Source organism: Sphingobium sp. YR768, assembly GCF_900111125.1.
Lineage (GTDB): Bacteria > Pseudomonadota > Alphaproteobacteria > Sphingomonadales > Sphingomonadaceae > Sphingobium.
The window spans coordinates 181,636-206,947 of sequence record NZ_FOGE01000003.1; the positions used below are offsets into that span (position 1 = coordinate 181,636).

Here is a 25,312-nt window from a genome sequence, read left to right on the forward strand (position 1 = left end):
TCAGCTACGGCTGATCGCCTCGGCCGCGATCATGCGCGCTTCGGGGTCCAGCCCCACGCGATGCAACGCCGCCACGACATGATAGAGATGCCCCGCCGGCAAATGGCTCCAGTCATTGCCCTGCATGCCCACTGCCGCCAGCAGCGCCACCGTGGCCTTTTCACCCCGCCCGGCCGCCGCGCCGATCGCGCGCGCCCAGCGGCTGTTGGCCGCCAGCGTCACGCCGTTATCCTGCGCCAGCGACACGGCATCCTGCCCGGACAGGCGCGACAGCCCGGCCAGCGCGGCAATCAGCATCCGGCCCTTTTCCGGCCCTGCATCGCTGACATAGCCCGATACCCGGCTGCTATTGATGTCGGCCACCGGGCTGGGCGCACCCACCGCCAGCAAGGCCCAGAATTGCGACGCACCCGCGCCGTCCAGCTGGCCGATCGCCCGCGCCCAGCGCGCGGCATTGCGGTCATAACCGGCGGTCAGCATGGCCGCGACCAGATTGGCCGCATCCTGCGCTTCCGCCTGCGCCACCGGCAGAGCGGCCGCCGCCCGCGCCGTCGCGATCAGGCCGACATAGTCCGGCTTGGCTTCATCACCCCACCAGTTGCGCATGCCGCCCAGCCGATCGCCCACCGTCGCACCGGCATAGGCCGTGCGCAGCGCGTCGATCTTGTCGGCCAAGTCGCCCGGCACATCGCCATCGGTGCGGACCTGACCATAGAAGCCGACCAGCGCCGCATTGGACAATACGCCCAGCCGCGCCGCGATATCGACGCCCGGTCGCCGCCGCAGCGCCGTCAGCGCCGGCGCGCGCGCTTCCCAGGCGCGGACATGCTGCCCCGCCGTGCCATAAAGTTCCTGCGGTATCTCGACATTCAGCGCCGTCGCCAGACCGAAGCGCCAGGCGGTCAGGCGGTCCACGCCGTCCCATTCGATCTTGACCGAACGGCGCGCGTTGAAGCCGGTGCCGACGATCTTTTCCGCCAGCCGATAGTCGACGCCGCGCACCACGCCCTTGCGCTGCGCCTGATTGAGCGCGCCGCTGGCCGTGCCCTGATCGCCGGACAGCGCCGCACACATGGCGCGCGTCATGTCCCAGCCGGGTTCCTTGCTGAAGCGCAGCGCGCCTGCCGATAGCGGACACAGGCCCGCCGGGTCGGCGGTCGCCAGATAGGTCTGCATCGCCACGGCATAGAGGCGCGCGGAATAGCGGTCGGGATCGACGCTCTGCACCATCAACCGGGCATTGTCGGCCTCCCCCATGCGCAACAGCAGCCAGGCGCGTTCAGCCGCCCAGTCCGCGCCATCGATATCGCGCGGCGTGTCGCTCGCGGTCAGCAGCGCACGGCGCAGCAGGATGGAGGCCCAGCGCGATACGATCGGCGCATGCGTCTCCTTCATCAGCGCGGCGAGATATTTGCCCGATTCGCCGCCAAAGGCATCGGGTTCGAACCCGCGCGTCTGCGGCGTCAGCGGACCGATCCGGTCGAGCGAACGACGCGCCGTATCCGGCAGGTCATATTTCGCCTTCTGCGCCGCGATTTCCTCAGGCGTCAGTTCCTCTTCGGCGGCATTGGCGATCAGCGACAGGTCAGGCGGCGTGGCCGGATTGAGCGGCTGCACCATCGGCGCGCTTGGCGATCCGGGCGCGGGCGCCGTTGATGCTGCCTGCGTGGGGCGCGATGGCTGCGCGGCGGGCGGCGCTTCCGGCGCATCGCCGAAGCCCGGCGGCAACAGCGATTCGGGCGCCTGCTGCGCCACCACGGGCAAGGCCAGAGCGAGCGCAAAGCTGCCCAGCGCCCATTTGGCGTTCCCCCGCGGCCAGCGCATCCGCCTTACTGGCCCAGCTTCTCGGCGGGGATGGGCTTTTCGACGCGCTGCTGCGGCTTTTCGCCACCGCGCGACCAGAAAAAGGCCAGCAGAAGCGCCAGCAGCACGACCAGAGCGATGGGAAGGATCGGCAGACGGCTGCCACGGCGGCGCGAACTGCTTTCGAAACTGCTGAAGTTACGATTATTCTTCATAGGTCCTTGGCTTAAGCTGATCGGCCTGCAAGGCCGGACGTCGGGGGAAAAGATGCGATTTGCCTCTGCGACGGCTGGCTGTATAGCCCCCCTCGCCATGCAGCGAAACAGCAAAATCCCGGAGAGCCAGACCAGACGTGGTCCCATCGTGTTGGTGGGCATGATGGGCGTAGGCAAATCGACCGTCGGCCGCCGTCTTGCCGCGCGCCTCGGCCTCAGCTTCGTCGACGCCGATGAGGAGATCGAAAAGGCCGCCGGCATGAGCGTGACGGAGATTTTCGAACGCTATGGCGAATCCTATTTCCGCGACGGCGAACGCCGCGTGATCGCCCGGCTGATGGACGGCGTGCCCAAGGTGATCGCCACCGGCGGCGGCGCCTTCATGCAGGATGAAACGCGCAGGCTGATATTGGAGGCCGCCACCGCCGTCTGGCTGGACGCCGATATCGAGATTTTGATCGACCGCGTCGGTCGCCGCGAAAGCCGGCCGCTGCTCAAGAATCGCGATCCGCGCGTGGTGCTGACCGAACTGGCCGCGGTGCGTAATCCGATCTACGCGCTCGCCCCCATTCATGTGAAGAGCATCGCCGCCCCGCACGAAGTCGCGGTCGAGCGGATCATGGAGCAATTGACGGCATGGCATTAGTCCGGGTCGCGCTGGACGCGCGCAGTTATGATATCCTGATCGAACAGGGCGCACTCGACCGCGCCGGCGAGATATTGCGCGGCTATGCCCGCAAGGGACGCTTGGTGGTCGTGACCGACGCCCATGTCGCCAGGGCGCAACTGCCCCGCCTGGAAGCCAGCCTGCGCGCCGCCAATGTCGCGGTGGAGCCGATCATCCTGCCGCCGGGCGAACAGACCAAGAGCTGGCGTCATCTGGAAGAACTGCTAGACGCGCTGCTGGCGCTGGAGATCGAGCGCGGCGACCATATCATCGCGCTGGGCGGCGGCGTGATCGGCGATCTGGTGGGTTTTGCCGCCTCGATCCTGAAGCGCGGCTGCCACTTCATTCAGGTGCCCACCACCCTGCTGGCGCAGGTCGATTCGTCCGTCGGCGGCAAGACCGCGATCAATGCGAAGGCCGGCAAGAATCTCATCGGGGCTTTCTATCAGCCCGCCCTCGTCCTGATCGATCCCTCGACGCTCGACAGCCTGCCGCCGCGCGAAACCCGCGCAGGCTATGCCGAAGTCGTCAAATATGGCCTGATCGACGATCCCGCCTTCTTCGACTGGTGCGAAGCCAATGCCGGAGCACTGCTCGCCGGCGATCCGGACGCGCGCACCAAAGCGATCGAAAAGAGCGTACAGGCCAAGGCCGCGATCGTCGCCGATGACGAGCGCGAAACCTCGGGCCGCCGCGCCCTCCTCAACCTCGGCCACACTTTCGGCCATGCGCTGGAGGCCGACACCGGCTTTTCCGACACGCTGCTGCATGGCGAAGGCGTCGCGGCCGGCATGGCGCTGGCCTTCCGCTATTCCGCGCGGCTGGGCCTCTGCTCGGCGGAGGACGCCGCCCGCGTCACCGCGCATCTCAAGGCCGTGGGCCTGCCCCACGACCTCGCCACTGCCCATGTGAAGGCGGACGGCCCCGCCCTGGTCGGCCATATGCTGCACGACAAGAAGATGGCCGCCGGCACCCTGCCCTTCCTGCTGGCGCGCGGCATCGGCCAGACCTTCCTGTCGAAGGATGTGGTGCTAGACGATGTGGCCGCGTTTCTGGATGAAGAGCGGGCGCAGACGGGCGCATAAGCGCTGCGGTTGGACATGCGCTAATTTCCTCTCCCACCGGGAGAGGAAGGGGCCCGCTCGGCGCAGCCGAGTGGGAAGGTGAGGGCGACGCATAACCCAGCCTTTCCCCCTCACCCTTCCGCCGCGCTTCGCGCGGCTCCCTCCCTCTCCCGGCGGGAGAGGGCATGATCAGCCCCCCGCTCACAAACACAAAAAGGGCGCCCTCGGGCGCCCTTTCCATTCGTACCTTGAAAAGGCCGATTACTTCTTCAGCGTCAGACCGCCGAAACGCTTGTTGAAGCGCGCCACCTGGCCGCCAGTGTCCAGCTGACGGTTGCCGCCCGTCCAGGCCGGGTGCGACTTGGGATCGATGTCGAGCGCCAGCGTGTCGCCTTCCTTGCCCCAGGTCGAGCGGGTCTGGAAGGTGGTGCCGTCGGTCATCTGGACGGTGATGAGGTGGTAATCGGGGTGCGTATTGGCCTTCATGGCGTATGGCTCCTTAAATGGCCGGTTTCCGACCGGCCGGATGCAGAAAATGGCGAAGGCGCGCCGTTAGCTGTTTCGGCGCGCCTAGGCAAGTCCAGTAATGCGTGAACGCCTTAATCCTTGGGCGGATCGCTGATCATGGCGACGAAATTCGCTTCCGCCGCCAGCTTGCCCTCAATCATCGCCTTGCCGCTGAACTTGCAGATCGATCCGCGAGTCTGGGTCACTTCGACATGCAGGTCGAGCAGGCAGCCCGGCTCCACCGGCGACCGGAACTTCGCCCCGTCGATGCTCATGAAATAGACCAGCTTGCCCGAATCGGCCAGATTCATCGAATCCACCGCCAGCACGCCAGCGGCCTGCGCCATCGCTTCCACGATCAGCACGCCGGGCATGATCGGCCGGGTGGGGAAATGGCCCTGGAAAAAGGGCTCGTTCACCGACACCGCCTTGATCGCGTGGATCGACTGGTTGGGCACCAGCGTCACCACGCGGTCGACCAGCAGCATCGGGTAGCGATGCGGCAGGGATGCCATGACCCGACGGATATCCATCGGGCCACGGGCGGTCGTTTCAACCTCTCCGGTCATCTTATCAGCGCGACTTGGGCGCCTGCGCCGGGGTCGCCGGGGCGGGCGCCGCAGCAGCGGCCTGACGGCCACCCGGCTGCCAGCCAGCCGGCGGCGTGATCGACGCGGTCGGGATCAGCGTGTTCAGTTCGGTCACGACAGCAGTCGTGATGTCAGCCGAAGCAGCAAAGCTCTCGGCCGCAGCACGCTTCAGCACGATTTCCGCCTTGGTCTTGGCAGTCGCGGCCTTGAGCGCGTCGTCCAGCTTGGAAACGACCTGCTCTTCCACATAGGCGCGGGCCAGCGCGACCGGCTGGCTCAGACGCTGCAATTCGGCCTGACCGCCCTGCTGCGCGGCCTGAAGCTGCTGATACTGGGTTTCGATCGCCGGGGTCGGCTTGTTGCCGGCGGCCTTGTAGGCGGCCTGCAAGGCGTCATTCTTGGCCTTGAGATCGGTTTCGATCGCGGTGCGACGCGTGTTGATCTGGTCCAGCTGCGGCTTGTAGGTGGTCTGCATCTGGGTCATCGCCGTGGTGAAGGCGGCGCTCTTGGCGACGGCTTCTTCCAGGTCGACGACAGCGATGCCCGACTTGGTCTGGGCAATGGCCGGGACGGCAGTCAGGGCGATGGCGGTCGCGGGCGCCAGAACGAGCGCCGCGGCTTTAAACAAGGTCTTCATTAGAACTGAGTCCCCACATTGAAGTTGATGAGTTTGGTGTCGTCCCCTGATTGCTTCAGCAGGGCCTTGGCGACGTCGATCCGGAACGGGCCGAAGGGCGAGTTCCAGTTGACGCCGAAGCCTACCGACAAACGCGGCTTGAGCGTGTCGCCGAGATATACTTCATCAAATGCGCCTCCGGCATAGGTGGCGGTCGAGCCGACAGCCGGCGTGTCACAATTACCGACCGAGGGCGCACGGACGGTTGTAGACGTTGTGCCAGTGGTAACGGTGCAATAGCCAGCAAAATTGTTGGTGCCCGGATTCTTCAATCCGCCCACGGCGCCGACATCGGCGAAGATCGAAGGACGCAGCCCCATTTCGCGCGCACCCGAACCCAGCGGAATTTCCACTTCAGCGCGAGCGAGATAATAGATCTTGCCGCCCAGCGCATCGTCGGAGACGCTATTGTTGCTGCCATTGCGGACATAGGTGACTTTGCCGTCGTCATCCGTCTGCGCCTGCAAATAATAGCGCTTAACGCGCGGGCCGATACCACGAATGTCGAAGCCACGAATCTGCGGATTGCCAAGGAAGAAGCGGTCGGTCAGACGGACGGCATCCACCAGATCACCAGCCGAGTCGCGCCGTTCGCCTTCCAGGCTGTGGATATAACCACCTTCACCCGACAGCGAGAAGATGAAGCCTGCACCCAGCGGTACAAATTTGGACGCCGACAGGCGCGTGCGAACATATTTCACATCGCCACCCAGACCCGCGAAATCCTGACTCAGCGTGATGTTCTGGCCGCGGGTCGCCCGGATGCGGTTGTCACGCGTGTCATAGATCAGCGAGTAGCCGACCGACGACGTCAACCGCTTACCGATCGCGTCGCACAGATAACGGCCCGCCAGCAGCGGGTCGCAAACGCCATCGGTGTAATAGGTGCTCTTGTCCAGCGTCACATCGTCATAATTCAGGCTGTAGCGCAGCGCGAGCGACATATATTCGGTGATCGGCACGCCCGCCCGGAGCTGGAAACCGGTCGTGGTCTGACCATAGGTGGTCTGGCGATCATTGTTATTCAGGTAACGGAAGCTGTTGAGGTCACGGCGATAGATATCGCCGCCCACCGCGATGCTCTTGTCCATGAAATAGGGTTCGGTGAACCCGATTTCCGCCGACTTGCTATAATAGGAGTAGCTGACGCTGGTGCGCAGTTCCTGGCCCTTGCCGCGGAAGTTGCGTTGCGTGATCGACGCCGACACGATGAAGCGTTCCAGCGAGGAATAACCGGCCGACAGCGACAGTTCGCCGGTCGACTTTTCCTGCACATTGGTTTCCAGCACGATACGATCGGGCGCGGAGCCGGGCTTCTGCTCGACGTCCAGCTTTTCCTGGAAGAAGCCGAGCGAGTTGATGCGATCCTTCGAGCGCTTGACGAGGAAGCTGTTGAAGGCGTCGCCTTCGGCCAGACGGAATTCGCGGCGCACGACCTTGTCCTGCGTCAACGTGTTGCCGTTGATGTCGACCCGTTCGACATAGACGCGCGGCGCGTTGGCGATGCGGAAATTAATCCCCATCGTCAGGCTTTCCTTCTCGCGATTGAAGTCGGGCGAAACGTCCGCGAAGGCATAGCCGAACAGGCCCGCCGTCTCGCTCAGCGTATCGACCGTGTCTTCCACCAGCTTGGCATTGTACCAGTCGCCCTTCTTCATCGGCAGGCGCTTGGTCAGGCCGTCGCCGGACAGGTCGCGAATGTCGGATTCGACCTTCACGTCGCCGAATTTGTAGCGATCGCCTTCTTCGACGACATAAGTGATGATGAAGTCCTGCTTGTCCGGCGTCAGTTCCGCGACGGCGGAAATCACGCGGAAATCGGCATAGCCTTCGGTCAGGTAGAATTGGCGCAGCTTCTGCTGGTCATAGGCCAGACGATCGGGATCATAGCTGGTGCCCGACGAGAAGACGCGGAACCAGCGCGACTGCTTCGTCACCATCTGGGTGCGCAGTTCGCCGTCCTTGAACTTCTCGTTGCCGATGATGTTGATCTGGCGGACCTTGGACTTGGGCCCTTCCGAGATTTCGAACACGATGTCGACGCGGTTCTGGTCCAGCTGGACCATCTTCGGCTCGATCGTCGCGGCAAAACGGCCTTGACGGCGATAAAGCTCGACGATGCGGGCGACGTCCGCGCGCACCTTCGACCGGGTATAAATCTGGCGCGGAGCCAGTTTTATTTCAGGACGAATCTTGTCTTCCTTGAGGCGCTTATTACCTTCAAGGACGATACGATTGATGACCGGATTTTCCTTCAGCTCGACCGTCAGCGATCCATTGTCATTGCGGATCTGGACGTCGGCGAACAGTTCGGTTTCGTACAGGTCGCGCAGCGCCTGGTCCAGGCTCTCCTGGCTGTAGGACTGGCCGACGCGCAGCTTGGTGTAGGACAATACCGTGTCCGGCTCCAGCCGCTGGGTGCCGTTCACCGTGATCGCGCGGATCGTGCCCTGCGGCGCGACCGAGGACGTGGCGGCGGCCACCGGGGCGGACTGTGCGGGCGCTCCCTGCGCCAGCGCAGGGGCGATCGGCACGCCTGCAATCATGGTCGTCGCCAACAGGGCGACCATGACCGGCCGGTGCCTCATGCTGCTGTTCATCGCTGTCACCCGCTTCACCTCAAAAATGCAAATTCAATGTTACTGCCGCAACAGACGTCGCCGAACGGCGCATCCCTGCCCGATGCGCGTCAGCCGATCAAGCCGGACAGGCTTTTCCATAGCCCGAAAGACGACAAATCGTTGAAAGTCACCAGCAGCATCATCGCCATCAGCACCGCCAGACCGGACCGATAGGCCCATTCCTGCGCCTGCGCACTGACCGGCCGCCGCTGCACCGCCTCGATCCCGTAAAAAAGCAGATGCCCGCCATCCAGCATGGGAATTGGCAACAGGTTGATGAACCCCAAGTTAATCGAGATGAGCGCGATGAAGATGATGAAGCTCTCCAGCCCTATCGTCGCCGCCTGACCGGACACTTGCGCGATCTTCAGCGGCCCGCCCAGTTCCTTGACCGATCGTCCGCCGCTGAAAATCTGCCCCATCGTCTCGACCATGGTGCGGACGATCTGCCCGGTCCGCTCCACCGCCACGACCGGCGCGCGTAGCAGGCTGACCGGCTCGACCACCGGCTTGCCCGGCGCCAGACCCAGCCGACCGACATTGAACTTGTTGCCCAGCCCGTCATCTTCGCTGACGCTGCCGATCCGGCCCTGCTTCACGATCCGCGCGCCCTTGCGCTCGATCACCATTTCCACCGGTTCGCCGGGGCGAATCTGCGCGTAGAGGCGGATGTCGTCGAATGTTTCCATCGTCCGGCCGCCCAGCGTCACGATCCGGTCGCCCGCACGAATACCAGCCGCCGCCGCCGCGCTGCCCGGTTGCACCAGTCCCGCCACCGCCGGCGTCCGGCTTTCGCCATGGACGAAGGCGAAGGTCGCCAGAATCAGGATAGCGAACAGGAAATTGATCGCCGGCCCAGCCGCCACGATCGCCGCGCGCTGCCACAGCGGCTTGGCGGGGAAGCTTTCCGCCCGGTCCTTCGCGGACATTTCCAGCCAGGCGGGATCGGTCATGCTGGCCGCGTTCATGTCACCCTTGAAGCGGACATAGCCGCCCAGCGGCAGCGCCGCGACGCGCCAGCGGGTGCCACGCCGGTCGACCCAGGCGAAGATTTCGGGACCAAAGCCGATGGAAAAGGCCTCCGCCTTCACCCCGCACCAGCGGCCGACCAGATAATGACCCAGCTCATGCACGAACACGAGCGGTCCAATGACCGCCACGAAAGCCAGCACGGTCATCAGGAAACCGGGATTGTGGATCAAGCCGTCAATCTTTCCATCACTTGGCCCGCGCGAATACGGGCCTCGGCGTCCGCCGCCAGCACATCATCGATCGCGCCGGGCGTTGGAGCGCCATATCGTTCCAACACATCCTCTACAATCATGGCAATATCAAGGAAGCCGATGCGCCCGGCCAGAAATGCCGCGACGGCAACCTCATTGGCCGCATTCAGGATGGCCGGTGTCGCCCCGCCCTGCGCCGCCGCCGCGCGTGCCAGTCGCAGCGCGGGAAAACGATCCGGATCAGGCGCTTCGAAGTCAAGCCTGCCAATGCGTGCCAGGTCCAGAGGCTGGCATGGCGTGGCGATCCGCTGCGGCCAGGCCAGAGCGTGGGCGATGGGGATGCGCATATCGGGCGAACCGAGCTGTGCCAGCGTCGAACGGTCGCGATATTCGACCATCGAATGGATCACCGACTGCGGGTGCACCAATATCTCGATCCGGTCGAGCCCGACCGGGAAGAGATGCGCCGCCTCGATCAGTTCCAGCCCCTTGTTCATCATCGTCGCGCTGTCGACGCTGATCTTCGCGCCCATCGACCAGTTGGGATGGGCCACGGCCTGCGCCGGGGTGATGTCCGCCATCTCGGCCCGGCTGCGCGTGCGGAACGGCCCGCCACTGGCGGTCAGGGTAATTCTTGCAACATCGTCCAAAGAACTGCCGACAAGACACTGGAAGATCGCATTATGCTCGCTATCGACCGGCAAAAGGGTCGCGCCCGAAGCCTGCGCCGCCTGCATCATCAGGCCGCCGGCAGACACCAGCGATTCCTTGTTGGCCAGCGCCACCGTGCGCCCGGTCTTCAGCGCCGCCATGGTCGGCCGCAGCCCGGCGCAACCCACGATCGCCGCCATGGTCCAGTCGACGTCCAGCGACGCCGCCTCGACCAGCGACGCCTCGCCCGCCATCGCCTCGATACCCGATCCGGCCAAGGCGTCCTTCAACGCGCCATACAGATGCGCCTGCGCGATCACCGCGACCTGCGCGCCCGTCTCGCGCGCCTGCGTCGCCAAACTGTCCACATCGCTGTTCGCGGTCAACGCGACGACGCGATACGCATCGGGATCGCGCCGCACCAGATCCAGCGTCGACAGCCCGACCGACCCGGTCGCGCCAAAGATCGAAACCCGCTTCATCCGCCCTGCACCAGCACCAGATAGAGCAGAGCCGCCAGCGGCGCAGCGGCGACCACACCGTCCAGCCGGTCCATCACCCCGCCATGACCGGGCAGCAATGTGCCGCTATCCTTCACCCCTGCCCGGCGCTTCATATGACTTTCCAGCAGATCGCCCAGTTGCGCCGCCACCGCCAGCAGGCCGCTCGCTGCCGCCAACTGGATCGGCAGATGCGCGAAACGATGCAGCAGCCCGCCCAGCACCAGCGCGGCCAGCACGCCGCCCGCCAGCCCCGACCAGGTCTTGGACGGGCTGATGCGCGGCGCCAGCTTCGGCCCGCCGATCGATCGGCCGGCAAAATAGGCGCCGATGTCCGTCGCCCAGACCAGCGCCAGCGCCCAGAAGGCCAGCAGCAGCCCATAGGCATAGGGCTGCTCGCCCCGCAGAAATTGCAAGGCAGTGATCGGAATGCAGATATAGGGGATACCCAGCGCCAGCTTCACATTCCGGCTGGTAAATGACACGAAGAAGAAGGCCGCAGCCCCCGCCGCCAGCACCGCCCAGTCCACCCCGGCCGCCAGCGGGCACAGCAGCGCCAGCGGGATCGACACTGCGAACATCGCCGCCTTGCGCTGTTCCGGCGTTGCGCCAGTCAGGTCACCCCATTCGCCCTGCATCAGCACGCCCGCCACCGCCAACAGCATCCAGAAGAGCAGCCCACCGGACAGCAGGGCGCCCAGCGCCATCGCGATCAGCGCGACGCCGACAACGGTACGGGTGCGCAATTCGCTTGTCATAGGATCACAATCCGCCGAACCGGCGGTCCCTCATTCGAAAGGCGTCGAGCGCCCCCGCCAGTGCCCGACCGTCGAAATCGGGCCATAGCATGTCGGTAAAATAGAGTTCGGCATAGGCGGCCTGCCACAGCATGAAATTGCTCAGCCGCTGCTCGCCCGATGTGCGGATCAGCAGATCGAGCGGCGGCAGGTCGGCCGTGTCCAGCTCCGCATCGATCGCGTCGATGCCGATATCCTGCGTCGCCAGTTCGCCCTTGGCCACGCGCTCGGCAATGCGCTGCGCGGCGCGGACCATCTCATCCTGCGCGCCATAATTGAGCGCGATCGCGATGACCGGCCCCGTATTGGCCGCGGTCCGGGCCATCGCCCCGTCGATCAGCTCGACCAGCGATGGATCGAGCGCGCGATAATTGCCGATGATCCGCAACCGCACACCATTGGCGTGGAATTCCTCGATATCCGACTGGATGAAATGGCGCAGCAGCCCCATCAGGTCGGACACTTCGCTCGCCGGCCGCTTCCAGTTTTCGGAGGAAAAGGCATAGAGCGTCAGGCATTCCAGCCCCAGATCCTGCGCCGCGCGCGCGACCTTGCGCACCGCCTCCACGCCGGCACGATGGCCGGCGACGCGGGGCAGCAGGCGCTTCTTCGCCCAGCGGCCATTGCCGTCCATGATGATCGCGACGTGGCGCGCGCCATGGACGGGAGCTGCGGCGGTAAGGTCTGGCTTGGCTTGACTGGCCATCAGTAGGACATGCGTGACTTGGCCGCGAAAGGAAAGCCCCGGCTTACTGGCCGAGGATTTCCTTTTCCTTCGCGGTCGCCGCTGCATCGAGATCGGCGATCGCGCTGTCGGTCAGCTTCTGGACTTCGGTTTCCAGGCGCTTGCGATCATCCTCGCTGATTTCGCCCTTCTTCTCGTCGGTCTTCAGGCTGTCCATGCCATCGCGGCGGACGTTGCGCACTGCGATGCGCGCGCCTTCGGCATATTTGCTGGCCAGCTTGGCCAGTTCCTTGCGGCGTTCCTCCGTCAGGTCGGGGATCGGCAGGCGCAGCGTCTGGCCGTCGACAATGGGGTTCAGGCCCAGGCCCGCAGACCGGATCGCCTTGTCGACGGGGCCGACATTGGTCTTGTCCCACACCTGCACCGAAAGCATGCGCGGTTCGGGTGCGGACACGGTGGCCACCTGGTTGAGCGGCATCGACGCGCCATAGACCGTCACCGTCACCGGATCGAGCAGCATCACATTGGCGCGGCCGGTGCGCAGACCGGACAGGTCGCCCTTCAGCGATTCGAGTGCGCCGGCCATGCGGCGTTCGAGGTCGGCTTTGTTATATTGCGGCATGGTCTTCTCAACGCTCCTGATTTTGCACGATCGTCGCCACGCCCTGCCCGGCCAGAACCGTCGCAAGGTTGCCGGTTTCACGGATATTGAACACGACGATCGGAATATTATTCTCACGGCACAAGGCGATGGCGCTGGCGTCCATGACCTTGAGGTTATCGTTCAGCACCTGATCGAAGCTGATCGTTTCGTAACGGACCGCTTCGGGCACCTGCTTGGGATCGGCATTATAGACGCCATCGACACTGGTGCCCTTGAACAGCGCGTCGCAGTTCATTTCGGCCGCGCGCAACGCTGCGGTGGTGTCCGTGGTGAAGAAGGGGCTGCCGGTGCCCGCCGCGAAGATGACGATCCGGCCCTTCTCCATATGGCGCTCGGCCTTGCGGCGGATATAGGGCTCGCACACCGACGCCATCGGAATGGCCGACTGGACACGGGTATCATAGCCCAGCTTTTCCAGCGCATTCTGCACCGCCAGCGCGTTCATCACGGTCGCCAGCATGCCCATATAGTCGGCGCTCGCCCGGTCGAAGCCCTTGGCCGCACCGGCGAGGCCACGGAAAATATTGCCCCCGCCCACGACGATGCACAGTTCGAAACCGGCGTCCTTTGCGGCCGCAATCTCGCCTGCGACACGGGCGACGGTTTCCGGCTCGATGCCGAACTGCCCCTGCCCCATCAGCACTTCGCCGGACAATTTCAACAGGATGCGCTTGTAGGCAGGCCGGGTCATGCGGGGCAAGAATCCTTGTAGTGGAAAGGGAAAGCGGCCGGGACATTAGAGGCGCGCGCGCGCGATGGGAAGGGCGATTGTTGCCGGAATGAAGGAAAGGAATTGGCTAGATCGGAACGACCGCTTAGCATCCGACGAAGATCGCCGGAGTAAGCCATGCCCCTTATGCTACTGATATTAGCTGCCGCAACCGGCGCACATGATAGCAGATGTGATTCCGGTCTGACGGACGACTTACTCGGCTGCGCCAAAACCGCTTACTACAAGGCCGACGCTACGCACAACAGGTATTGGAAGTCCGTTCCCCATTCCCCGCAGCAAGTGAAGGCGCAACGGGCTTGGCTGGCGTGGAGGGATGCCGAATGCGGGGCAGAGAATTACGCCGCTGGAGGCCGATTGGAGGATTTTGTTCGACTGACCTGTCTGGCGGACATGACCGAGCAGCGCGTCGATCAATTGCAGCAACGCTTCCAGCCGTAACACCTCAGATCGAATTTAGGGCCGTTCGGGCTGAGCCTGTCGAAGCCCCGCCCTTTTCTCTAAGAAAAACAGCCCTTCGACAGGCTCAGGACGAACGGCGTTTAGGATTAGATCCGCCGCTCTTTGGCAGCCCGACGCTGCTTACTCGTACAGATCTTCGCGCTTCCAGTCGCCGGAATAGCGCCTAGGCAAAGTCGATACATAGGCCAGCAACCTCCGCACAGCCTCCTTCTGCGACGGCGGATCAACCGGCATCACCCGCGCCACCGCGCGCCCTTCGGAGGTGATAGTGAAGCTCTCACCGTCAACCACCTCCCGAAGCATATCCGAAAAATGCCGATCGGCGTCACTGGCGGAAATATGGCGATCCATGGCGATATAATAAGAGATTTCACTCCATCGCTCAATATGCCCGAACTCCAACGAAAAAGGGGCGCCCCTTAAGGACGCCCCTTCCCTTATTCCGTAACGCTAGACTAGCGATCAGACGCCGGCAGCGGCAGCCACTTCGGCGGCGAAGTCGCTGACTTCCTTTTCGATGCCTTCGCCCAGCTGGAAGCGGACATAGGACTTCAGCGTGATCGACGCGCCGGCATCCTTGGCGGCCTTGGCGACGACGTCGGCGACCGGGGTCTTGTTGTCCATCACGAACAGCTGCGAGAGCAGAGCCTGCTCCTTGGCGAACTTGGCGACCGCGCCGTCGACCATCTTGGCGACGATTTCGGCGGGCTTGCCCGATTCGGCAGCCTTTTCGGCGGCGATGGCGCGTTCACGCTCCAGCAGGACCGGATCGATGTCGGCAGCCGACAGCGCCAGCGGGAAAGCGGCGGCGATGTGCATGGCCAGTTGCTTGCCCAGCGGCTCCAGAACGTCGGCCGGCGCATTGCCTTCCAGCGCGACCAGCACGCCGATCTTGCCCAGACCCGGCGCAGCGGCATTGTGGACATAGGGGACGACGACGCCTTCGGTCACTTCGACATGGGCGACGCGGCGCAGATTCTGGTTCTCGCCGATGGTGGCGATGTTGGCGACCAGCTTTTCGCCGACGGTGCCGCCAGCCGGGTGCGCCTGCGCCGACAGGGCTTCTGCATCAGCAGCGCCCGATTCCAACGCAACGGCCGAAACGGTGCGAACGAAGTCCTGGAACTGGTCGTTCTTGGCGACGAAGTCGGTTTCGCTGTTCACTTCGACGGCAACGCCCTTGGTGCCGGCAACGGCAACGCCGACCAGACCTTCAGCAGCGGTGCGGCTCGACTTCTTCTGCGCGGCGGCCAGACCCTTGGCGCGCAGCCAGTCGGTTGCCGCTTCGATGTCGCCATTGGCTTCGGTGAGCGCCTTCTTGCAATCCATCATGCCCGCGCCCGAACGGTCGCGCAGTTCCTTGACGGCGGCAGCAGTGATCTCGGCCATGTTGAGGCTCCTAAATTCTGAGAGGGTTTAAATATGCGGCAGGGCGCGTCTCCGAAGAGCGCGCCCTAGCCTGTCATTCTTGCAGTTCGAAGACCGCGGATCAGGCCTGAACGGCGATCTCTTCGGCTTCCGGCTCGGCCAGCGCACCCAGGTCGACGCCCGAAGCCTGCTGCGCACCACGGTTGCCCTTGGTGGCGGCGGCGGCGATCGCGTCGCAGTAGAGACGGATGGCGCGGCTGGCGTCATCGTTCGCGGGAACCGGGAAAGCGATGCCGTCGGGCGAGACGTTCGAGTCGAGAATGGCAACAACCGGGATACCCAGGGTGTTAGCTTCCTTGATCGCCAGCTCTTCCTTGTTGGCGTCGATCACGAACATCACGTCAGGGATGCCGTTCATGTCGCGGATGCCGCCCAGCGACAGTTCCAGCTTCTCGCGCTCGCGGGTCATCTGAAGGACTTCCTTCTTGGTGAAGCCGTGGGTATCGCCCGACAGCTTCTCTTCGAGGGTCTTCAGGCGCTTGATCGAACCCGAAATGGTCTTCCAGTTGGTGAGCATGCCGCCCAGCCAGCGATGGTTGACGAAGTGCTGGCCCGACTTGCGAGCGGCTTCCGCGATCGGGTCCTGCGCCTGGCGCTTGGTGCCGACGAACAGCACCTTGCCACCGGCGGCGACAGTCGCCGACACGAAGTCCAGCGCGCGGCCGAACAGCGGCACGGTCTGCGACAGGTCAAGGATGTGGATGCCGTTGCGCTCGCCGAAGATGTACGGCTTCATGCGCGGATTCCAACGGTGGGTCTGGTGGCCGAAATGGGCGCCAGCCTCGATCAATTGGTGCATGGTGACGACAGGTGCCGCCATAATAGTTCTCCTTCCGGTTGGCCCTCTGGGAATCAGGAACCGCGGGATCACCTCAAAGGCGATGCACGGCACCGGATATGTCGATTCCCATGTGGAATGGTCGCGCCATTAGACGCGAAAAAATCCGAATGCAAGGCTTGACGTCGTTCCCGAATGAGAACATAAAGGGAACAGGCGGAACAAATAGGGTTAACGCCCGTTGGTTACATCATAATGCGCCATGGCGTTGCCATGGCAAGACAGAAAGTGGTCGACATGTTCACTCTTGTTGCAGCGACTCTCTTTTCCGGCGCCTTCCTGCTGGCGATCGCGACCATCGCATGGATGTTCGCCACCTATCATGACAAGATGGTGGCCGCCTTGCTGTTCGAACCGATCCCGCAGACGCCGCAAGTCTATCACATTCGCGTCAGCCGCCCGCGCGTGACGCACAGCCTGCGCAAGGCGGGCGCCCCCGCTCAGGGGCACGCCCTTCCCGCCTGATCTTATTCCGTAACGGTCGCCGCCGCTTCGCGCTGCCGCTTCACCTTGGCGTAGGACAGGATACCGAACGGGATCAGCGCTACATAGACGGCGCAGATCATCAACAGGGTCAGCCAGGGGTCCGTCACCAGCAGCGCCGCCATCAGCCCCGCCACCGCGATCACCTCCAGCCGGATGCGCTTGCGCAGGCGCAAGGCCGTCCAGCTATAGGTGGCGATGCTGGAAATCATCAGGAACGCACAGAAAGCGGTCCAGGGCGCGACGACATACCAGGCGCGGAAGATTTCCTCGCCCGTCACCAGCCACAGATAGAGCGGCACGAAAGCCAGCCCCGCCCCGGCCGGCGCGGGAACGCCGGTCAGAAAGCCGGCCGACTTGTGCGGCTGTTCCCCGGCATCGATATTGGCGTTGAAGCGCGCCAGCCGCAGGGCGCAGGACAGCGCATGGGTCAGCGCGAAGATCCAGCCGAATTTCGGCATGGCGTGCAGCGACCAGAGATAGAGGATCAACGCCGGCGCCACGCCGAACGCAATCGAATCGGACAGCGAATCCAGTTCCGCACCGAAACGGCTCTCGCCCCGCAGCATCCGCGCGATGCGACCATCCAGTCCGTCCAGCACACCGGCGAACAGGATGGACAGCACCGCCCGCTCCCAGTCCCCCGAAATGCCATAACGCACCCCGGTCAGGCCGAAGCACAGCGCCATCGCCGTCACCGCATTGGGTGCCAGCATCCGCAACGTGATGCCCCGCCGCAGTCCGCGCGGCACGGTGCGCCGCTGGCGGCTCATGCCGGAAGGCCTTCATTCACAACAGCCGTTCGCCCTGAGCCTGTCGAAGGGCGCGCGCGCCCTTCGACATTCGAGCGAGACAAGTGGCTCGCTCGAACGGCACGAACGGAGGTGAAAAACCGAATAATCGTCACTGCTGAATACCCGCCACCACGCGACGGTCGCCGATCTGGCCCAGGATCGTCTCGCCCGCAATGGTGCGCTGACCCAGGATCACGCGCGGCGCGGTCCCGGCCGGAAGATAGACGTCGACCCGGCTGCCAAAACGGATCAGGCCGATGCGCTGCCCCGCCGCGACCATGTCGCCGGGCTTGACGAAAGGCACGATCCGGCGCGCGACCAGACCCGCAATCTGGGTAAAGCCGACGCGCAGCCCGTCATGCCGCTCGACCAGGATATGCTGGCGCTCATTATCCTCGCTCGCCTTATCGAGGTCCGCATTCAGGAACTTGCCCGAAATATAGACGACCTGCTTGATCGTCCCGCCGATCGGCGTGCGGTTGATATGAACGTCGAACACACTCATGAAGATCGACACGCGGATCAGCGGCTGATCGCCCAGACCGTTGGCGCCCGCCATTTCGCGAGGCGGGGGCACGCGCTGGATCAGCGTCACCAGACCGTCGGCCGGCGCGATGATCGCGCCATCATCCTGCGGCACGGCGCGCACCGGATCGCGGAAGAAGGCGAAGACCCAGATCGTCACCATGACCATCAGCCAGCCGACAATCTCCCATCCCAGCAGGAACAGGATACCGGTGATCGCCGCAGCGATCAGGCCGAATTTCATCCCCTCCGGATGCACCGAAGGGAAGCGCCATTTTACATTGCTGCCCGCAGCAATCGTGATCTCGTCATTGTCCATGGGCACCGTCTTTAGGCAGAGACCTGCCCCCTGACAACGACCGATCCCGTCCATGGCTCCCCACAGGCCAGATTCCTGCCCCTGAATGGTTGAACATTGCCGCCGCTTTGCCTAGGGCGTCCCCATATTCCACCCAAGAGAAAGAAGGCGAATAGGCGCTATGGCGAAGATCAAGGTGAAAAACCCCGTCGTGGAAATCGACGGCGACGAAATGACCCGGATCATCTGGGAATGGATCCGCGAGCGCCTGATCCTCCCCTATCTCGACATCGATCTGAAATATTACGACCTCAGCGTCGAAAAGCGTGACGAAACGAACGATCAGATCACGATCGATTCCGCCAACGCGATCAAGGAATATGGCGTCGGCGTGAAGTGCGCCACCATCACGCCGGACGAAGCCCGCGTCGAGGAATTCAACCTCAAGTCGATGTGGCGCTCGCCCAACGGCACGATCCGCAACATTCTGGGCGGCGTCGTGTTCCGCGAACCGATCGTCATCAAGAACGTCCCCCGTCTGGTTCCGGGCTGGACCGACCCGATCGTCATCGGCCGCCATGCTTTCGGCGACCAGTATAAGGCGACCGACTTCGTGGTGCCCAGCGCCGGCAAGCTGACCATGGTGTGGGATGGCGAAAATGGCGAGAAGATCGAAAAGGAAGTGTTCAACTTCCCGTCGGCCGGTGTCGCCATGGGCATGTACAATCTGGACGATTCGATCCGCGATTTCGCCCGCGCCAGCATGAACTATGCGCTCGACCGCAAATGGCCGCTGTACCTGTCGACCAAGAACACCATCCTCAAGGCCTATGACGGCCGCTTCAAGGATCTGTTCCAGGAAGTGTTCGACAGCGAATTCGCCGACCAGTTCAAGGCTGCGAACATCATCTACGAACACCGCCTGATCGACGACATGGTCGCTTCGGCGCTCAAGTGGAGCGGCAAGTTCGTCTGGGCTTGCAAGAATTATGACGGCGACGTGCAGTCGGACACTGTCGCACAGGGATTCGGCTCGCTCGGCCTGATGACCTCGGTCCTGCTGTCGCCCGACGGCAAGACGGTGGAAGCCGAAGCCGCCCACGGCACCGTCACCCGCCACTATCGCCAGCACCAGCAGGGCAAGGCGACTTCGACCAACCCGATCGCCTCGATCTTCGCCTGGACCCAGGGCCTGGCCTTCCGCGGCAAGTTCGACGGCACGCCAGACGTCGTGAAGTTCGCCGAAACGCTGGAAAAGGTCTGCATCCAGACCGTCGAAAGCGGCAAGATGACCAAGGATCTGGCGCTGCTGATAGGTCCGGAACAGGCGTGGATGACCACGGAACAGTTCTTCGAAGCGATCCGCGTCAACCTGGAAACCGAAATGGCCAAGTGGGCCTGAAAGTAGGGAACTGATCTGCGCCTGCGCGGTTCAGTACGGAAGCGGAATGAGGCGGCGCCGGATACCCGGCGCCGCTTTTTCCTTTTTAATACGGCCTCAAAATGGCCGTTCCCCGGCGAAGGCCGGGGTCCAGTTCCGCCCGCAGGACTGGCCCCCGGCCTTCGCCGGGGAACGGCTGCCGACAGATTGCGACGAGGGAGATAGCGCAGTGACAACCGCCACCAAGAAACGCCTGGACGTCCGCGCCGCGGTCCCGTCCGACGTGCGCGGCATTCAGCGGCTGATCGCCCGCGCCTATCCCGGCATGCCAAATTATTCGCTGGCCACCATCCGGGGTCAGATCAACAATTTCCCCAATGGCTGTTTCGTCGCCCTCTATGACGACAAGGTGGTCGGTTATTGCGCCACCATGCGCGTCAGCAAGACGATGGCCTTCGCCGTCCATGACTGGGACGAGATTACCGCCAATGGCTTCGGCACCCGCCACAGCGCGGCGGGCGAATGGCTCTATGGCTATGAAATGGCGGTCGATCCCAAGCTGCGCGGCCTGCGCATCGGCCAGCGCCTCTATGACGAGCGCAAGGAACTGGCGGAAGAACTGGACCTGCACGGCATCGTCATCGCCGGCCGCATGCCCGGCTATGCCCGCGCCAAGCGCCGCGTCCATGGCCCGGCCGACTATCTGGACAAGGTCGTGACCGGCAAGATGCGCGATCAGGTGATCAGCTTCCAGCTCAAGAACCAGTTCGAACCGCTCGGCGTCCTCGAAAATTACCTGCCCGAAGACAAGCAGTCGGACGGCCACGCCGCCCATCTGGTCTGGCGCAATCCCTATGTCGATCCCGACGAAGCGCCCGAAATGCGCGTGCCGCGCGGCGTGGAAAGCGTCCGCATCGCCACCTGCCAGCTTCAGGCCCGCGCCGTGCAGGATTTCGACGAATTCATCCGCAATCTCGAATATTTCGTCGATGTCGCGGCGGACTATCGCTCGGACTTCATCATCTTCCCCGAACTCTTCACCCTGCCCCTGCTCTCCTTCGAAACCAAGAAGCTGACCCCGGTCGAGGCGATCGACAAGCTGACCGGCTACACCCCGCGCCTGACCAGGGAATTGGGGCGGATGGCGCTGGAATATAATATCAACATCATCGGCGGCTCCCACCCGACCCGCGCCGACGATGGCGATATCCAGAATATCGCCTATGTCGCCCTGCGCGACGGCTCCATCCATACGCAGGAAAAGATTCACCCGACCCCCAACGAAGCCTTCTGGTGGAACATCAAGGGCGGCGACTCGCTCGACGTGATCCAGACCGACTGCGGCCCGATCGGCGTGCTCATCTGCTATGACAGCGAATTTCCCGAACTGGCCCGCCGCCTGGTCGATCAGGGCGCGCGCATCATCTTCGTCCCCTTCTGCACCGACTCGCGCCTCGGCTATCTGCGCGTGCGTTACTGTGCGCAGGCCCGCGCGATCGAAAATCAATGCTATGTCGTGATGTCCGGCAATGTCGGCAATCTGCCCAATGTCGACAATATGGACATTCAATATGCCCAGAGCGCGATCCTGACCCCCTGCGACCTCCCCTTCGCGCGGGACGGCATTGCGGCGGAATCGACCGAAAATGTCGAAACGCTGACCATGGCGGACGTCAACCTCGCCGACCTGAGCTGGGCACGGGCGGAAGGCACCGTCCGCAACCTGCGCGATCGCCGCTTCGACCTCTATCATATCGAATGGGACAGCAATCCGGATCATGGCCATGCGCCCAGCGGCGGCCCTGTGCCAGCCGGTGGCCATAATTCGCCCGGCGGCGGCTGACGACACCGCTTCCCCGCACCAAACATCCTTGCCCCCGTAAACGCCCCCGCGACATCGCGGGCGGTGCCATTCTGCATTGCTGCTTGTAACAATTTGGAAGCATTACATTTATGTAATTCACAAATCAGAAATCAAACATTCCCGAAGCCGAAATATTGGACGCCTAGCCGCTCCCTCGAACCCGCACTGAAGCGGGACCAATCCATATTCGGGGACCTATCATGATGCGCCAGCACCGCTGGGCGGCGACGACCGCTTACACTCTGATCCTTCTGGCGTCCTGCCAGACAGCCGCCGTCGCGGCACAGGAAGCCCCCGCCGCCGTGGCGGGTGAAGCCGCCGATGCAGGCGATGCCGGTGACGGCCTCGGCCAGATCGTCGTGACCGCCCAGAAGCGGAAGGAAGACCTTCAGGTCACGCCGATCTCCATTTCGGTGATGCGCAGTGACGATCTGGTCAACCGCCATGTGACCTCGCTGGTCGATCTGGGCGACGGCGCCATCCCCTCGCTGAAGATCGCGCCCTTCTATTCGCGCAACTCGGCGCTGATCGTGAATATCCGCGGCATCGGCGTCCTGTCAGACGGCAACCAGCCCGCCCGCGATCAGGGCGTCGGCGTCTATGTCGACGGCGTCTATCTGGGCCGCGCCCAGGGTCTGGGCACCGCCCTGTTCGATATCGAGAATGTCGAAGTGCTCAAGGGTCCGCAGGGCACGCTGTTCGGCCGCAATACCGAAGGCGGCGCGGTGAACATCACCACCAAGAAGCCGACCGGCGAGTTCCACATGAACGCCACCGGCGGCATGGGCAATTATGGCCAGTATAAGGGCGAAGTCCATCTCGACCTTCCGGCCTTCAACAATATCGCGGTGAAGGTCGACGGCGTCGTCGCCCATCGCGATCCGCTGGTGAAGAACCCGCTGTCCGGCGCCGCCGGCTTCAACCAATATGACAAGCAGGGTTTCCACGCCGAAGCGCTGTGGACCCCGTCCTCCACCTTCAGCGCCGATTACAGCTTCGATATTTCGAAGGATGAATCGACCTCGCTCTACCTCAATCTGGTGGCGGCGGGCACCAATACGCAGGCTGCGCTGGGCACGGTCCAGCCGAACCGCATCGGCACCGCCAATGTCGGCGTGCCGATGCAGCCCAGCGTGGGCAAGGTCCATGGCCACCGCCTGACCATGGAATGGGAAGCGGCCGATGACCTGACCTTCAAGTCGATCAGTTCCTACCGCAAGCTCAGCCAGAGCCAGTGGGACAATGGCTCTGCCGCGACCACCATGTCGGCCACCGCCGCCACGCTGGCCGCCAATGCGTCGGGCGGCTTCACCGGCGTCAACTTCGCCCGCTACAGCCTGGCCATGTTCGACCAGGATCAATGGAGCCAGGAATTCCAGGCGATCGGCGAAATCGGCCGCGTCAAATATGTCGGCGGCGCGCTCTATTATCAGGAGAAGGTGCATGACAATGCGCAGGCCTTCTACACCAACCAGTTCACCAATGCTGCCGGCTCCGCCTATGTCATTCGCCAGATCGACTATGGCGCGCAGGCGATCGACCGCGAAAGCCATGTGAAGACCAAAAGCTATGGCCTGTTCGGTCAGGCGACCTGGACCCCCGATCTGCTCGATGATGCGATCCACCTGACCGGCGGCCTGCGCTGGTCGAAGGACAGCAAGCATGGCGCGCTGACGATCGTGAACAACGCCCTGCCGGTGAACCGCGATGGCGTGTCCGGCCCGATCGGCCTGGACGCCAGTTGGTCGCGCGTCGACCCGATGGTCAATCTGGCGGTCGACCTGTCGAAGGACGTCCATGTCTATGGCAAGTGGAGCACCGGCTACAAGTCGGGCGGCGCCAACTCTCGCTCGCAAAATTATGATGCGTTCAACCCGGAAACCGTGTCGATCTTCGAAATCGGCGCCAAGACTGAGTTTTTCGACAATCATGCCCGGTTCAATATCGCTGGCTATGCCGGCGAGTATAAGGACATTCAGGTCGACTTCAGCCGTCCCTACGAAACGGGCGGCGTCCGCACGACGCGGACCACCACGTCGACCATCAATGCCCCCGGCACCGGCGGCGTGCATGGCGTGGAAGCGGAACTGACGGTCAATCCGCTGACGGGCCTGACGCTGACCGGCAGCTGGTCCTATCAATATGTCCATATCCCGGCGACGGTGAACCCCTATCCGAACGCCGCAGGCGTCACCAGCACGGTCGCGGTTCCGATCTATCAGACCTATACGCCGAAATATTCGGCCAGCGGCGCGGTGGATTATGAACTGCCGCTCAACGGCCTGACCCTGCGCGCCCATGTCGACGGGAATTATGACTCCGGCTTCTATGCCAGCAATAACGATCCGGTCTATACCGGGCCGGACGCGACCGGGAACATCTATCAGCCCAAGGGCGAGAAGTCGTTCATCGTCAACAGCCGCATTTCCGTGGGCGATATCGACCTGGGTTATGGCGATGCAAAGCTGAGCTTCGCCTTCTGGACGCGCAACCTCTTCAACGAACAGCATATGTTCTACAAGGCGCTCAGCCCCACTTCGGGCATGAACGGCTTCTTCAACGAACCGCGCACCTTCGGCGGCGAAATGAACATCCGCTTCTGACGCAGCAGACGGGGGTCGATAAAATCGGCCCCCGTCATTAATACGCCATATTACTATCGGACTATATCGTCATGAAACGCCTGTTCCTGCTCCCCCTCCTTTCGCTTGCCGCCGCGACCGCCGCCTCGGCCGGCACGATCGAAGCCCCGACCGTCAACCGCACGGCGCCGGGCGAAGCGACGCTGAACTGGACCGATGCCGATCCGGTCGACATCTACCGCTCCGAAGATGCGGATGCGCCGGTGAAGGCCATGACCCTGGTGGCGAAGGCCAATCGCGACGGCCGCGCCAGCGTCGCCGTCAATCCCGGCGAGCGGCCCTATTTCCTGATCCGAGACAGCAAGTCCGGCCAGACGGTTCGCGTCGCCGAACGGTTGCTGCCGCTGGAGCAGGGATCGAATTTCCGCGACATAGGCGGCTATCCGGCGGCGGGTGGCAAGCATGTCCGCTGGGGCCTGATCTACCGGTCTGGCGGCCAGCCGATGCTGACCCCGAACGACCTGACCCAGATTCAGGGCCTGCGCCTCGCCCATCTCGTCGATCTGCGGTCGAGCGAGGAACGCGTGCTGGCGCCCAGCCGGATCGAAGGCGTGCCCTATCAGGCGATCGGCTATTCGATGAGCAGCCTGCTCAAGGGCAACAACCCCGGCAATGGCGAAGGCGTCTATCGCACCATGCCGACCATGCTGGCGCCGCATCTGAAGCTGGTATTCGCCGACCTGCTGAACCGGGATGGCGCCATCGCCTATAATTGTTCAGCCGGGCAGGACCGCACCGGCTTCGTCACGGCGATGATCCTGTCGGCGCTGGGCGTCCCGCGCGATGTCATCCTGACCGACTATCACCTCTCCACCGACTATCGCCGCCCCGAATGGGAAATGCCGAAGATCGATCCGGCCGCCCATGCCGGCGATCCGGTGGCGCAGATGTTCGCCCGCTATCAGCAGAACCCGGCCGCCGCGAAGCCGCAACCTCTCAAGACGGCGGAAGGCACCGCCTTCCTCGCTTTCGCCTTCGACGAAATCGAGAAGAAATGGGGATCGGTCGACGCCTATCTGGCGCAGGAAGCCGGCGTATCGAAAGTCGACCTCGCCGCACTACGAGCCCATTATACGGAATGATCCCGTAGAGCATCGCGCTTTAATCTGCACCGTTCAGGCTGAGCGAAGTCGAAGCCCTCAACCGGGCGAAGCGAGGAACTTCGCCTGCGGCTCAGTCGTGCCCTTCGACTTCGCTCAGGGCG

At 63.5% G+C, this 25,312-nt stretch carries 25 protein-coding genes; 8 read left to right on the top strand and 17 right to left on the bottom strand.

Features of this window, described 5'->3' with window-relative positions:
• Complete coding sequence (locus BMX92_RS05460; protein ID WP_093013121.1) at positions 1 to 1,824, bottom strand: hypothetical protein; 1,824 nt, start codon at positions 1,822 to 1,824, stop codon at positions 1 to 3.
• 5 nt (positions 1,825 to 1,829) lie between these two features.
• Positions 1,830 to 2,018, bottom strand: coding sequence for a hypothetical protein (locus BMX92_RS05465; RefSeq protein WP_093013124.1), 189 nt, complete (start codon positions 2,016 to 2,018; stop codon positions 1,830 to 1,832).
• Positions 2,019 to 2,115: 97 nt separating this feature from the next.
• On the opposite strand from BMX92_RS05465, the gene BMX92_RS05470 reads away from it, so the two are divergent.
• Together BMX92_RS05470 and aroB are read left to right on the top strand one after the other, a co-directional pair.
• On the top strand, positions 2,116 to 2,664 hold the full coding sequence (locus tag BMX92_RS05470) for a shikimate kinase (protein WP_093013127.1): 549 nt from the start codon (positions 2,116 to 2,118) through the stop codon (positions 2,662 to 2,664).
• Entirely contained in the window at positions 2,655 to 3,770 is a 1,116-nt protein-coding gene (aroB, locus tag BMX92_RS05475; protein ID WP_093013130.1) for a 3-dehydroquinate synthase, read from the top strand. The genes BMX92_RS05470 and aroB overlap by 10 nt, the downstream gene beginning before the upstream one ends.
• Before the next feature lie 240 nt (positions 3,771 to 4,010).
• On the opposite strand, the gene rpmE is transcribed toward aroB, so the two are convergent.
• The 10 genes from rpmE to pyrH form a co-directional block, all read right to left on the bottom strand.
• Entirely contained in the window at positions 4,011 to 4,235 is a 225-nt protein-coding gene (gene rpmE, locus BMX92_RS05480) for a 50S ribosomal protein L31 (protein ID WP_066861944.1), read from the bottom strand.
• A 113-nt stretch (positions 4,236 to 4,348) separates the two neighbouring features.
• Entirely contained in the window at positions 4,349 to 4,825 is a 477-nt protein-coding gene (gene fabZ / locus BMX92_RS05485; RefSeq protein WP_093013133.1) for a 3-hydroxyacyl-ACP dehydratase FabZ, read from the bottom strand.
• Between the two features lie 4 nt (positions 4,826 to 4,829).
• On the bottom strand, positions 4,830 to 5,483 hold the full coding sequence (locus tag BMX92_RS05490; protein ID WP_093013136.1) for an OmpH family outer membrane protein: 654 nt from the start codon (positions 5,481 to 5,483) through the stop codon (positions 4,830 to 4,832).
• Positions 5,483 to 8,122 (bottom strand): outer membrane protein assembly factor BamA, encoded by a 2,640-nt coding sequence (bamA, locus tag BMX92_RS05495; protein ID WP_093013139.1) that lies wholly within the window; start codon positions 8,120 to 8,122, stop codon positions 5,483 to 5,485. Before bamA ends, BMX92_RS05490 begins: the two co-directional genes overlap by 1 nt.
• 89 nt (positions 8,123 to 8,211) lie before the next feature.
• On the bottom strand, positions 8,212 to 9,345 hold the full coding sequence (rseP, locus tag BMX92_RS05500) for an RIP metalloprotease RseP (protein ID WP_093013142.1): 1,134 nt from the start codon (positions 9,343 to 9,345) through the stop codon (positions 8,212 to 8,214).
• The gene (locus BMX92_RS05505) at positions 9,342 to 10,499 is read right to left on the bottom strand and encodes a 1-deoxy-D-xylulose-5-phosphate reductoisomerase (RefSeq protein WP_093013145.1); all 1,158 of its coding nucleotides are present in this window, start codon (positions 10,497 to 10,499) and stop codon (positions 9,342 to 9,344) included. The genes rseP and BMX92_RS05505 overlap by 4 nt, the downstream gene beginning before the upstream one ends.
• Entirely contained in the window at positions 10,496 to 11,275 is a 780-nt protein-coding gene (locus tag BMX92_RS05510; RefSeq protein WP_093013148.1) for a phosphatidate cytidylyltransferase, read from the bottom strand. Before BMX92_RS05510 ends, BMX92_RS05505 begins: the two co-directional genes overlap by 4 nt.
• Before the next feature lie 4 nt (positions 11,276 to 11,279).
• Complete coding sequence (locus tag BMX92_RS05515) at positions 11,280 to 12,020, bottom strand: isoprenyl transferase (RefSeq protein WP_093013151.1); 741 nt, start codon at positions 12,018 to 12,020, stop codon at positions 11,280 to 11,282.
• Positions 12,021 to 12,063: 43 nt separating this feature from the next.
• The gene (frr, locus tag BMX92_RS05520) at positions 12,064 to 12,621 is read right to left on the bottom strand and encodes a ribosome recycling factor (protein ID WP_093013154.1); all 558 of its coding nucleotides are present in this window, start codon (positions 12,619 to 12,621) and stop codon (positions 12,064 to 12,066) included.
• 7 nt (positions 12,622 to 12,628) lie between these two features.
• Positions 12,629 to 13,354: a UMP kinase gene (gene pyrH, locus BMX92_RS05525; protein WP_093013157.1), complete on the bottom strand. Its 726-nt coding sequence runs from the start codon at positions 13,352 to 13,354 to the stop codon at positions 12,629 to 12,631.
• A 165-nt stretch (positions 13,355 to 13,519) separates the two neighbouring features.
• On the opposite strand from pyrH, the gene BMX92_RS28360 reads away from it, so the two are divergent.
• Positions 13,520 to 13,834, top strand: coding sequence for a lysozyme inhibitor LprI family protein (locus BMX92_RS28360; RefSeq protein ID WP_371262288.1), 315 nt, complete (start codon positions 13,520 to 13,522; stop codon positions 13,832 to 13,834).
• Positions 13,835 to 13,975: 141 nt separating this feature from the next.
• On the opposite strand, the gene BMX92_RS05535 is transcribed toward BMX92_RS28360, so the two are convergent.
• The 3 genes from BMX92_RS05535 to rpsB all read right to left on the bottom strand — a co-directional run bounded on the left by BMX92_RS05535 (position 13,976) and on the right by rpsB (position 16,103).
• On the bottom strand, positions 13,976 to 14,206 hold the full coding sequence (locus BMX92_RS05535) for a type II toxin-antitoxin system Phd/YefM family antitoxin (RefSeq protein WP_143066730.1): 231 nt from the start codon (positions 14,204 to 14,206) through the stop codon (positions 13,976 to 13,978).
• Positions 14,207 to 14,317: 111 nt separating this feature from the next.
• Entirely contained in the window at positions 14,318 to 15,244 is a 927-nt protein-coding gene (gene tsf, locus BMX92_RS05540; protein WP_093013166.1) for a translation elongation factor Ts, read from the bottom strand.
• A 100-nt stretch (positions 15,245 to 15,344) separates the two neighbouring features.
• The gene (rpsB, locus tag BMX92_RS05545) at positions 15,345 to 16,103 is read right to left on the bottom strand and encodes a 30S ribosomal protein S2 (protein WP_093013169.1); all 759 of its coding nucleotides are present in this window, start codon (positions 16,101 to 16,103) and stop codon (positions 15,345 to 15,347) included.
• 255 nt (positions 16,104 to 16,358) lie between these two features.
• On the opposite strand from rpsB, the gene BMX92_RS05550 reads away from it, so the two are divergent.
• Positions 16,359 to 16,586 (top strand): hypothetical protein, encoded by a 228-nt coding sequence (locus BMX92_RS05550; protein WP_093013934.1) that lies wholly within the window; start codon positions 16,359 to 16,361, stop codon positions 16,584 to 16,586.
• Between the two features lie 2 nt (positions 16,587 to 16,588).
• On the opposite strand, the gene BMX92_RS05555 is transcribed toward BMX92_RS05550, so the two are convergent.
• Entirely contained in the window at positions 16,589 to 17,320 is a 732-nt protein-coding gene (locus tag BMX92_RS05555; RefSeq protein ID WP_093013931.1) for a CDP-alcohol phosphatidyltransferase family protein, read from the bottom strand.
• Positions 17,321 to 17,507: 187 nt separating this feature from the next.
• A complete protein-coding gene (locus BMX92_RS05560; RefSeq protein WP_093013172.1) occupies positions 17,508 to 18,242 on the bottom strand; it encodes a phosphatidylserine decarboxylase in 735 nt (244 codons plus the stop codon).
• Between the two features lie 160 nt (positions 18,243 to 18,402).
• Here BMX92_RS05560 and BMX92_RS05565 point away from each other — a divergent pair, with 160 nt between their 5' ends.
• The 4 genes from BMX92_RS05565 (at position 18,403) to BMX92_RS05580 (ending at position 25,190) form a co-directional block, all read left to right on the top strand.
• Positions 18,403 to 19,623, top strand: coding sequence for an NADP-dependent isocitrate dehydrogenase (locus BMX92_RS05565; protein ID WP_093013175.1), 1,221 nt, complete (start codon positions 18,403 to 18,405; stop codon positions 19,621 to 19,623).
• 208 nt (positions 19,624 to 19,831) lie between these two features.
• Entirely contained in the window at positions 19,832 to 21,445 is a 1,614-nt protein-coding gene (locus BMX92_RS05570) for a bifunctional GNAT family N-acetyltransferase/carbon-nitrogen hydrolase family protein (protein ID WP_093013178.1), read from the top strand.
• 221 nt (positions 21,446 to 21,666) lie between these two features.
• Positions 21,667 to 24,069: a TonB-dependent receptor gene (locus tag BMX92_RS05575; RefSeq protein WP_093013181.1), complete on the top strand. Its 2,403-nt coding sequence runs from the start codon at positions 21,667 to 21,669 to the stop codon at positions 24,067 to 24,069.
• Between the two features lie 71 nt (positions 24,070 to 24,140).
• Positions 24,141 to 25,190 (top strand): tyrosine-protein phosphatase, encoded by a 1,050-nt coding sequence (locus tag BMX92_RS05580; protein WP_093013184.1) that lies wholly within the window; start codon positions 24,141 to 24,143, stop codon positions 25,188 to 25,190.
• Positions 25,191 to 25,312: the final 122 nt, after the last annotated feature.

Excerpts from the sequence above, each read along its gene's own strand:
- BMX92_RS05460 (WP_093013121.1), bottom strand. The coding sequence starts at position 1,824 with ATGCGCTGGCCGCGGGGGAACGCCAAATGGGCGCTGGGCAGCTTTGCG.
- BMX92_RS05465 (WP_093013124.1), bottom strand. The coding sequence starts at position 2,018 with ATGAAGAATAATCGTAACTTCAGCAGTTTCGAAAGCAGTTCGCGCCGC.
- BMX92_RS05470 (WP_093013127.1), top strand. The coding sequence starts at position 2,116 with ATGCAGCGAAACAGCAAAATCCCGGAGAGCCAGACCAGACGTGGTCCC.
- aroB (WP_093013130.1), top strand. The coding sequence starts at position 2,655 with ATGGCATTAGTCCGGGTCGCGCTGGACGCGCGCAGTTATGATATCCTG.
- rpmE (WP_066861944.1), bottom strand. The coding sequence starts at position 4,235 with ATGAAGGCCAATACGCACCCCGATTACCACCTCATCACCGTCCAGATG.
- fabZ (WP_093013133.1), bottom strand. The coding sequence starts at position 4,825 with ATGACCGGAGAGGTTGAAACGACCGCCCGTGGCCCGATGGATATCCGT.
- BMX92_RS05490 (WP_093013136.1), bottom strand. The coding sequence starts at position 5,483 with ATGAAGACCTTGTTTAAAGCCGCGGCGCTCGTTCTGGCGCCCGCGACC.
- bamA (WP_093013139.1), bottom strand. The coding sequence starts at position 8,122 with ATGAACAGCAGCATGAGGCACCGGCCGGTCATGGTCGCCCTGTTGGCG.
- BMX92_RS05505 (WP_093013145.1), bottom strand. The coding sequence starts at position 10,499 with ATGAAGCGGGTTTCGATCTTTGGCGCGACCGGGTCGGTCGGGCTGTCG.
- BMX92_RS05510 (WP_093013148.1), bottom strand. The coding sequence starts at position 11,275 with ATGACAAGCGAATTGCGCACCCGTACCGTTGTCGGCGTCGCGCTGATC.
- BMX92_RS05515 (WP_093013151.1), bottom strand. The coding sequence starts at position 12,020 with ATGGCCAGTCAAGCCAAGCCAGACCTTACCGCCGCAGCTCCCGTCCAT.
- frr (WP_093013154.1), bottom strand. The coding sequence starts at position 12,621 with ATGCCGCAATATAACAAAGCCGACCTCGAACGCCGCATGGCCGGCGCA.
- pyrH (WP_093013157.1), bottom strand. The coding sequence starts at position 13,354 with ATGACCCGGCCTGCCTACAAGCGCATCCTGTTGAAATTGTCCGGCGAA.
- BMX92_RS28360 (WP_371262288.1), top strand. The coding sequence starts at position 13,520 with ATGCTACTGATATTAGCTGCCGCAACCGGCGCACATGATAGCAGATGT.
- BMX92_RS05535 (WP_143066730.1), bottom strand. The coding sequence starts at position 14,206 with ATGGATCGCCATATTTCCGCCAGTGACGCCGATCGGCATTTTTCGGAT.
- tsf (WP_093013166.1), bottom strand. The coding sequence starts at position 15,244 with ATGGCCGAGATCACTGCTGCCGCCGTCAAGGAACTGCGCGACCGTTCG.
- rpsB (WP_093013169.1), bottom strand. The coding sequence starts at position 16,103 with ATGGCGGCACCTGTCGTCACCATGCACCAATTGATCGAGGCTGGCGCC.
- BMX92_RS05550 (WP_093013934.1), top strand. The coding sequence starts at position 16,359 with ATGTTCACTCTTGTTGCAGCGACTCTCTTTTCCGGCGCCTTCCTGCTG.
- BMX92_RS05555 (WP_093013931.1), bottom strand. The coding sequence starts at position 17,320 with ATGCTGGCACCCAATGCGGTGACGGCGATGGCGCTGTGCTTCGGCCTG.
- BMX92_RS05560 (WP_093013172.1), bottom strand. The coding sequence starts at position 18,242 with ATGGACAATGACGAGATCACGATTGCTGCGGGCAGCAATGTAAAATGG.
- BMX92_RS05565 (WP_093013175.1), top strand. The coding sequence starts at position 18,403 with ATGGCGAAGATCAAGGTGAAAAACCCCGTCGTGGAAATCGACGGCGAC.
- BMX92_RS05575 (WP_093013181.1), top strand. The coding sequence starts at position 21,667 with ATGATGCGCCAGCACCGCTGGGCGGCGACGACCGCTTACACTCTGATC.
- BMX92_RS05580 (WP_093013184.1), top strand. The coding sequence starts at position 24,141 with ATGAAACGCCTGTTCCTGCTCCCCCTCCTTTCGCTTGCCGCCGCGACC.